The sequence below is a fragment of the Pseudomonas sp. genome, from assembly GCF_030147005.1.
Lineage (GTDB): Bacteria > Pseudomonadota > Gammaproteobacteria > Pseudomonadales > Pseudomonadaceae > Aquipseudomonas.
In genome coordinates this window covers 1-5,890 of the sequence record NZ_JASLAW010000009.1, presented here as the reverse complement: position 1 = coordinate 5,890, position 5,890 = coordinate 1, and the positions used below count along the sequence as shown (strand labels likewise).

At 61.6% G+C, this 5,890-nt stretch carries 5 protein-coding genes; 1 reads left to right on the top strand and 4 read right to left on the bottom strand.

What is annotated here, in order from left to right; all coding sequences use genetic code 11:
* Positions 1 to 111: 111 nt before the first annotated feature.
* The 3 genes from ccoM to Q1V60_RS00565 all read right to left on the bottom strand — a co-directional run bounded on the left by ccoM (position 112) and on the right by Q1V60_RS00565 (position 984).
* Positions 112 to 228, bottom strand: coding sequence for a cytochrome c oxidase subunit CcoM (gene ccoM / locus Q1V60_RS00575; protein WP_300626734.1), 117 nt, complete (start codon positions 226 to 228; stop codon positions 112 to 114).
* A 143-nt stretch (positions 229 to 371) separates the two neighbouring features.
* Positions 372 to 533, bottom strand: a complete 162-nt coding sequence (locus Q1V60_RS00570) for a hypothetical protein (RefSeq protein ID WP_090408332.1) — start codon at positions 531 to 533, stop codon at positions 372 to 374.
* 109 nt (positions 534 to 642) lie between these two features.
* Positions 643 to 984, bottom strand: coding sequence for an aspartate-semialdehyde dehydrogenase (locus tag Q1V60_RS00565; RefSeq protein WP_300626733.1), 342 nt, complete (start codon positions 982 to 984; stop codon positions 643 to 645).
* Positions 985 to 1,203: 219 nt separating this feature from the next.
* Between Q1V60_RS00565 and rapA the strand changes: the two genes are divergently transcribed.
* On the top strand, positions 1,204 to 4,050 hold the full coding sequence (rapA, locus tag Q1V60_RS00560; RefSeq protein ID WP_300626732.1) for an RNA polymerase-associated protein RapA: 2,847 nt from the start codon (positions 1,204 to 1,206) through the stop codon (positions 4,048 to 4,050).
* Between the two features lie 311 nt (positions 4,051 to 4,361).
* Here the strand turns inward: rapA and Q1V60_RS00555 are convergent, their stop codons facing one another.
* Complete coding sequence (locus Q1V60_RS00555; RefSeq protein WP_300626731.1) at positions 4,362 to 5,708, bottom strand: MFS transporter; 1,347 nt, start codon at positions 5,706 to 5,708, stop codon at positions 4,362 to 4,364.
* Positions 5,709 to 5,890: the final 182 nt, after the last annotated feature.

Sequence of the window (5,890 nt, the reverse complement as noted above, 5' to 3'; positions counted from 1 at the left end):
CGAGCAAGCCCGCTCCCACAAGGGTGACCGCGCGCGAGTTAAATCGCAGCCAAAAAAAAAGGCGACCGAAGTCGCCCAAAATGCCTTGCGTGCCCTGTAATCCGAAAAAACTTATGGTTTTTTACGCTTGTTCGCGTCTTTCCAGATAAAAATTCCAAACCCTGCAAAAAACAGCACCATGAGGCTTACGGTCAGCACCCCGGCAAATACCACATTATCGATAAACATGACCGGCCTCCTGCACTTGCCCTGTTGCGATAGGGCTAAGTTAATGGAGAAGGCGCAGTGGGAAATTGATCAGGATCAATGTCGCCCGCAACGGGGCGTAAAGAAGGGCAATAACTGATCTGCATCAAGGGATGCAGGCCATTTCAACGCTTTTTCGGTTTGTTCTTCGACTTTTTCTTGGCTTTACCCAAGGGCATGGCTTGTTCAAAGGCTTGCCGTACTTCATTCAGGCGCTTGTCATTGAGATCGTGTACACGCTTGGCGCGTTCGGCATTCAGGTCGATCAGCTTGTCATCATCACTCATGGCTTGGCTTACGTCGTGGCGGGAATGCCTGAATAATGCGGGCTCCTGCGCCAGACGGCAAATCAGCGGGCGACAAAAGGCACAACGTCCGCCCGTGCGCGCCCCTTTGCTAAACCTCGATATCCACCCACAGGCCCTGGCGCGGCGCGTCGTCGATCAGCGGCGCCACGGGAACGGTGTTGTCGGCGTTGAGCAGATCGCCGGGGATAGGCAGGTGCTGATCAGCGTCGTCGTCGGCTTCACGCTGACGTTTTTGCTGCTCTTGCTGGCGGCGTTGTTCTTCGCGCAGCAGGAAGGTCGACTGTTCGGCATCATCCTTTTTCAGGTCGATGGTGCTCTCGTTGGAGCTCTGTTGAACAGGCACCACGGGCGGGATATCCGGTTTCTGGCGCACCGGATCGAGTTGCGACGTGACCGGCACAACACTGACGGGCAGCATGGGTGGCAGCATAATCTTGATTCTCCTGATCTACAGGCTGTCGGCGCGCCCCAGGGCGACTTGAACATTCGCTCGCCAAGCTGTGACCCAGTCGACACTTGTGAGTGCCCGCCACCCGTCGATTCAGCCGGCGAGCCTGCGCGCAAACGCAGTAGTTTTTGTCAGAGTCCTTGGGCGCAGGGGCTTGTTCCGTTAAGATAGTCGGCTTTTTCACGGCGGGAGTCAGGCAGCATGGCGCAGCAGTATCAACCGGGGCAACGCTGGATTAGTGACAGCGAAGCAGAGCTGGGGTTAGGCACCGTTCTGGCACAGGACGGCCGCTTGTTGACCGTGCTCTATCCGGCCACTGGCGACACTCGCCAGTATGCGCTACGGAATGCGCCCCTCACCCGCGTGAGGTTTTCGCCGGGCGACAGCATCACCCATTTCGAAGGCTGGAAGATGACCGTACAGGAAGTCGACGACGTCGACGGCCTGCTGGTCTACCACGGCCTCAACGGGCAGAACGAGCAGGTCACTCTGCCGGAAACTCAACTGTCCAACTTCATCCAGTTCCGCCTCGCCAGCGACCGTCTGTTCGCCGGGCAAATCGACCCGCTGGCCTGGTTCTCGCTGCGCTACCACACCCTGGAACACACCAGCCGCCAACTGCAGTCCTCGCTGTGGGGCCTGGGCGGCGTGCGGGCGCAACCGATTGCCCACCAATTGCACATCGCCCGCGAAGTCGCTGACCGTATCGCACCACGGGTGTTGCTGGCCGACGAAGTGGGCCTGGGCAAGACCATCGAAGCCGGCCTGGTGATCCATCGCCAGTTGCTGTCGGGCCGCGCCAGCCGCGTGCTGATCCTGGTCCCGGAAAACCTGCAGCACCAGTGGCTGGTGGAAATGCGCCGCCGCTTCAACCTGCAGGTTGCACTGTTCGACGAAGAACGCTTTATCGAAAGCGATGCCACCAACCCGTTCGAAGACACTCAGCTGGCGCTGGTCGCCCTGGAATGGCTGGTGGACGACGAGAAGGCCCAGGACGCGCTGTTTGCCGCCGGTTGGGACCTGCTGGTGGTCGACGAAGCTCACCACTTGGTGTGGCATGAAGACAAGGCGAGCGCCGAGTACTCGCTGGTGGAACAACTCGCCGAAGTCATTCCTGGCGTGCTGCTGCTCACCGCCACTCCGGAACAACTGGGCCAGGACAGCCACTTTGCGCGCCTGCGCCTGCTTGATCCGAACCGCTTCCACGACCTGCATGCCTTCCGCGCCGAGAGCGAGAACTACCGCCCGGTGGCCGAAGCTGTGCAGGAGCTGCTGGACAAAGGTCGCCTGTCGCCTGCCGCGCACAAGACCATCCAGGGTTTCCTCGGCAACGAAGGCGAAGCCTTGCTCACCGCCGTCAACGATGGCGACACCGAAGCCAGCGCACGCCTGGTGCGCGAACTGCTCGACCGCCACGGCACCGGCCGCGTGCTGTTTCGCAACACCCGCGCCGCCGTGCAAGGCTTCCCCGAGCGTAAACTGCATGCCTACCCGCTGCCGAACCCGGACGAATACCTGGAATTGCCCCTGGGCGATCACGCCGAGCTGTACCCGGAAGTCAGCTTCCAGTCGCAGCCGGACATCGAAGAAGAGAACCGCTGGTGGCGCTTCGACCCGCGCGTCGAGTGGCTGATCGACCAGTTGAAAATGCTCAAGCGCACCAAGGTCCTGGTGATCTGCGCCCACGCCGAAACCGCCATGGACCTGGAAGATGCACTGCGCGTACGTTCCGGCATTCCGGCCACGGTGTTCCACGAAGGCATGAACATCCTCGAACGCGACCGCGCCGCCGCGTACTTTGCCGACGAAGAGTTTGGCGCCCAAGTGCTGATCTGTTCGGAAATCGGCAGTGAAGGCCGTAACTTCCAATTCTCCCACCACTTGGTGCTGTTCGACCTGCCGTCCCACCCCGACCTGCTGGAACAGCGGATCGGTCGTCTGGACCGGATCGGCCAGAAACACGTGATCGAACTGCACGTGCCGTACCTGGAAACCAGCCCGCAACAGCGCCTGTTCCAGTGGTACCACGAAGCGCTCAACGCCTTTCTCAACACCTGCCCAACCGGCAACGCCTTGCAGCATCAGTTCGGCCCGCGCCTGCTGCCGCTGCTGGAAGACGCCGACGACGGCGAATGGCAAGCCCTGATCGACGAAGCCCGTGCCGAGCGCGAGCGTCTGGAACAAGAGCTGCACACCGGTCGCGACCGTTTGCTGGAACTCAACTCCGGCGGTGCCGGTGAAGGCGATGCGCTGGTCGAGGACATCCTCGAGCAAGACGACCAGTTCGCCCTGCCGATCTATATGGAAACCCTGTTCGACGCTTTCGGCATCGACAGCGAAGACCATTCGGAAAACGCGCTGATCCTCAAGCCCAGCGAAAAGATGCTCGACGCCAGCTTCCCTCTGGGCGACGACGAAGGCGTGACCATCACCTACGACCGTAACCAGGCGCTGTCGCGCGAAGACATGCAGTTCATCACATGGGAACACCCGATGGTGCAAGGCGGCATGGACCTGGTGCTGTCCGGTTCCATGGGCAACACCGCCGTGGCGCTGATCAAGAACAAGGCACTCAAGCCGGGCACCGTCCTGCTGGAACTGCTGTATGTCAGCGAAGTGGTTGCCCCGCGCTCTCTGCAACTGGGTCGCTATCTGCCACCGGCGGCGCTGCGCTGCCTGCTGGATGCCAACGGCAATGACCTGTCCGGCCGCGTGTCGTTCGTGACCTTGAACGACCAGTTGGAAAGCGTGCCGCGCGCCAGCGCCAACAAATTCGTGCAGGCCCAGCGCGACCAATTGACGCCGCGCATCAATGCCGGCGAGGAGAAGATCGCGCCGCGCCACGCCGAGCGCGTGGCCGAGGCCAAGCGTCGCTTGGCGGCAGACACCGACGAAGAGCTGGCGCGTTTGACCGCGCTGCAAGCGGTCAACCCGACCGTACGCGACAGCGAGTTGGTAGCCCTGCGCAACCAGCGCGAGCAAGGCCTGGCCATGCTCGACAAGGCGGCGTTGCGACTGGAAGCGATTCGGGTGTTGGTGGCAGGCTGATAAACCGCTGAAAAGTGAAGGGCCCGCGCAAATGCCGGGCGCCGGTCATGGCAAAACCTGTGGCAAGGGAGCTTGCTTCCGCTGGGCCGGGCCGGGCCGGCGCCGCAGCGCTAAGCGGCCCCGTTCTTTGCCTAAAAGAATGGGACTGCTGCGCAGCCCAGCGGGAGCAAGCTCCCTCGCCACAGGTTCAGCATCGTCCCCAGGTTTGTGCGCATCGCCGGCAGGCCCTGCTCCCACATCTGACCGAGGCGGGTTCAGACAACTCGGTCAAATGTCGGAGCTGGTTTGCCTGCGTAGGTGTCAACTGGGCCTCAAGCCGTTGCCGCAGCAGCCGGCACCGCAACCGCACTCAACCCCTCCTTCATCCGCTTGGCATCCCGCACAAAACTGCGCGAGGCCTGAAACAGAAACAGCATGGTCAAGAACAGCGCCACCGGGATCAGGTACATGGCGTCATGCAACCCCACCGCTTTATAGGCCTCGGTCATTTGCTCCGCCCCCGCCGCGTACATCGCCGCATGCGCAAAGTGATCAGACAGCCCGCCCACCACGATCGGCCCCATCCCCCCACCCAGCAGATACAAGCCGGCAAAGAACAATGCCATCGCCGTGGCCCGCAGGCGCGGTTCGACCACGTCCTGGATCGCCGTGTACACGCAGGTATAGAAGTTATAGGCAAACAACCAGCCCACGCTGAACAGCAAAACGAACACGCCGATCTCAATACGCCCGGCGTGCAATGCCCAGGCGGTGGTGACCGTGGAGATGATCAGGCTGCACGCGGCGAACAGCAGCCGGCCATTGGCGACCCGCTGATGGATCTTGTCGGCAATCCAGCCTCCCAGGGTCAGGCCCACCAGGCCGGTCAAGCCGACGATGACACCGGTGGCCACCGCCGCGTCCTGCAAAGGCATCAGGAAATAACGTTGCAACATCGGCACCAGGAATGAGTTGCACGCATAGGTGGCGAAGTTGAAGCACAGCCCGGCCAGCACCAGCCACAGGAAAGTCGGCACCGCCAGCACACGTCGGATCGGGCGGTCGACACGTTCCTGGGACACTTGCACCGTTTCCGCCGCGCCGCGCTTGGGCTCCTTGATGTAGAACATGAACACCGCGAGGATCATCCCCGGCACGGCGGCAATAAAGAACGGCGCGCGCCAGCTGTCGAACGCCTTGACCATCCAGCCGATGGTGAAGAACGCCAGCAACAAGCCCAACGGCAGGCCGAGCATGAAGATACCCATGGCGCGCGCACGGCGATGGGCGGGAAACAGATCGCCAATCAGCGAATTGGCGGCGGGCGCGTAGCTGGCTTCCCCGATACCAATGCCCATACGCACCAACAGGAAGCTCCAGAAACTGCCGACCAGGCCATTGACCGCCGTCAGCCCGCTCCAGGCAAACAGGCCCCAACCCATCAATTTGCTGCGCGAGCCGGTGTCGGCCAAGCGCCCCAGTGGCAGCCCGGCGATGGCATAGACGATGGTGAAGGAGGTACCGATGATGCCGAGCTGGAAGTCGCTCAGGTGCCATTCCATGCGGATGGGCTCGATGATGATGGCGGGAATGGTACGGTCGAAGAAGTTGAACAGGTTGGCGAGGAACAGCAGGAACAGAATGCGCCAGGCATTCGCCGCTTGGGTCGAGTTCTGCATGGGTCCGTCTCTTTATTGTTATGAGGGCTTCACTGCCAGCGCGTCGAGCCCGGAACCTGCAATCTAGTCAGCCGCGCGGGGGCTGTCTGTCATCATTCGTCAGCCTGATATCGACCCATCGCACTGTAACGAAACGTAAGCCTTTGATAAGTCTGGAATCCCCCGCCATACGGGGCTTTCGC

Bases quoted from the DNA above. Each gene is read 5' to 3' on its own strand.
- ccoM (WP_300626734.1), bottom strand. From the start codon at position 228: ATGTTTATCGATAATGTGGTATTTGCCGGGGTGCTGACCGTAAGCCTC.
- Q1V60_RS00570 (WP_090408332.1), bottom strand. From the start codon at position 533: ATGAGTGATGATGACAAGCTGATCGACCTGAATGCCGAACGCGCCAAG.
- Q1V60_RS00565 (WP_300626733.1), bottom strand. From the start codon at position 984: ATGCTGCCACCCATGCTGCCCGTCAGTGTTGTGCCGGTCACGTCGCAA.
- rapA (WP_300626732.1), top strand. From the start codon at position 1,204: ATGGCGCAGCAGTATCAACCGGGGCAACGCTGGATTAGTGACAGCGAA.
- Q1V60_RS00555 (WP_300626731.1), bottom strand. From the start codon at position 5,708: ATGCAGAACTCGACCCAAGCGGCGAATGCCTGGCGCATTCTGTTCCTG.